Genomic DNA, 2,449 nt, shown 5'->3' on the forward strand with positions numbered 1-2,449 from the left:
GGCCATGTCCAATGCCTGCAGCCGGCGCGGCCCTTTGCGCAGAAACGCGCGCAGGCGGCGGATCACTTCGGCGGCGTGGGTGGCCTGCTCACTGATGCGCTGCAGGCCCTGCCCGACCCGCTCGCGGGCTTGCGGGTCGCGCTCCAGGCCCTGCAAATAGCGCTGGCTGGCATTGGCGTAATTGACCACGGCGGCCAACGGCTGGTTGATCTCGTGGGCGATGCCCGAGGCCAGTTCCCCCAGCGTCGCCAGGCGGGCACTGTGCGCCAGGTTCTCCTGGGCTTCGATACGCAGGGTGATATCGCGCGACACGCTGACCACTTCCACCACGGCACCGGTGTAGGTCTCGCGAATGGCCCGGCTGGCGATCTCGAACCAGCGATAACCGCCCGCCGCCTGACGCACCCGGCAGGTGGTGGTGTGGTAACCGTCCTGATCCAGCGCGGCGGCCGCCTGGCGCAGGACCTGGCGGCGTTCATGCGGGTGCAGCAGGCTGTACACGGCCCGGCCGCGCAGTTGCTCGGGCCACAGGCCAAGCAGACGATAAGCTGCCGGCGAGGCATCGAGGAAACGGCCGTCGGGGCTGTGTCGGGAAATCAGGTCGGTAGTGTTTTCGATGATAAGCCGGTAAAGGCGCCTGGCGCGGCTGGCTTCGCGTGCACCCTGGCGCTCTTCGCTGGCGTCACGGCAGCGACCTAGCACCTGCTGGCCCTGGTCATCAGGAATGAATGTCCAGAGCACCGCTCGCTCGCCAACCTGTACCTCGACATCGGCAATCGCCCGGTGCTGGCGCAGGCAGGCACGTACCAGGGCTGCGCAATTGGTCGGCAGCCAGTGGACCAGCGCCGGGCCTTCATCGACCCAGGCCTGCAACGTCGGGTTGAGCAGCAACGGGCTGGCGTCACTGGCCAGCAGCAGGCTGGGTTGCGGGTCCTTGGCAAGCAAGGGGGAAGCGGTCTTGTCCACGGCAGGCGGCTCGCTGATCTAGTAGTTTTACTATATTGCTATAGTCGATATTCCTACTACCATAGCGACTCGCGTAAAACAGCGACAGAGGGGAACGGCCCACCGCCCGCCTCCCGACACCCTGAACAGAGCTAACAATCAGCCATCGGGGGCCAGGCGCACAGGCTGTGCCTGCCTCCCTCACAGGATTACCGCATGTCGATCTATGCCCAGGGCCTGATGCCCGCTGCCGTCAACCATGTCGCCCTCACCCCGCTGAGCTTCATCGAACGCACCGCCACCGTATACGGCAACTATCCGGCGGTGATCCACGGCGCCATCCGCCGCAACTGGCAGCAAACCTACCAACGCTGTCGGCGCCTGGCCAGTGCACTGGCAGGCCGGGGCATCGGCAAGGGCGACACGGTGGCGGTGATGCTGCCCAATACCCCGGCCATGCTCGAAGCGCACTTCGGCGTGCCCATGACCGGGGCCGTGCTCAATACCCTGAACGTGCGCCTGGACGCCGAGGCCATCGCTTTCATGCTGCAGCATGGCGAAGCCAAGGTACTGATCACCGACCGCGAGTTCCACGCCGTCATCGAGGACGCTTTGGCATTGCTCGAACACCCGCCGTTGGTGGTCGATGTGGATGACCCGGAGTACGGCGAAGGTCGCGCAGTCAGCGAACTGGACTACGAGGCGCTGCTCGCCGAAGGCGACCCGGAATTTGCCTGGGAGTGGCCCGATGACGAATGGCAGGCCATTTCCCTCAACTACACCTCCGGCACCACCGGCAACCCCAAGGGCGTGGTCTATCACCACCGCGGCGCCTACCTCAATGCCCTGGGCAACCAGATGACCTGGGCCATGGGCCACCGCCCGGTGTACCTGTGGACCTTGCCGATGTTCCACTGCAACGGCTGGTGCTACCCCTGGACCATCACCGCCCTGGCCGGCACCCACGTGTTCCTGCGCCGGGTCGACCCGCAGAAAATCCTGACCCTGATCCGCGAACACCGGGTCAGCCACTTGTGCGGCGCGCCGATCGTGCTCAACGCCCTGGTCAACATGCCCGAGGCGGCCAAGGCGGCCATCGAGCACCCGGTCCAGGCCATGGTTGCCGGCGCCGCGCCACCGGCCAAGGTCATCGGTGCCGTCGAAGAGATGGGCATCCAGGTCACCCACACCTACGGCCTGACCGAGGTCTACGGCCCGGTCACCGTGTGTGCCTGGCATGACGAATGGGATGACTTGACGCTGGAAGAACGCGCGCGCATCAAGTCACGCCAGGGCGTACGCTACCCGACCCTGGACGGCCTGATGGTTGCCGACCCGCAAACCCTCGAACCTGTGCCACGCGACGGCAACACCCTGGGCGAGATCTTCATGCGCGGCAACACGGTGATGAAGGGCTACCTGAAAAACCCCGAAGCCACCGCCGAAGCCTTCCGGGGTGGCTGGTTCCACACCGGCGACCTGGCCGTGTGGCATGCCGACGGGT

At 65.9% G+C, this 2,449-nt stretch carries 2 protein-coding genes; one reads left to right on the plus strand and one right to left on the minus strand.

Features of this window, described 5'->3' with window-relative positions:
• On the minus strand, window positions 1–966 hold a 966-nt coding region (locus HP546_RS29150; protein ID WP_172233013.1), incomplete at its 3' end, for a PAS domain S-box protein.
• A 195-nt stretch (window positions 967–1,161) separates the two neighbouring features.
• Here HP546_RS29150 and HP546_RS29155 point away from each other — a divergent pair.
• The coding region (locus HP546_RS29155) for an AMP-binding protein (RefSeq protein ID WP_172233016.1) at window positions 1,162–2,449 on the plus strand (1,288 nt) is incomplete at its 3' end.

Origin of the sequence: Pseudomonas sp. CM25 (assembly GCF_013179705.1) — a bacterium.
Lineage (GTDB): Bacteria > Pseudomonadota > Gammaproteobacteria > Pseudomonadales > Pseudomonadaceae > Aquipseudomonas.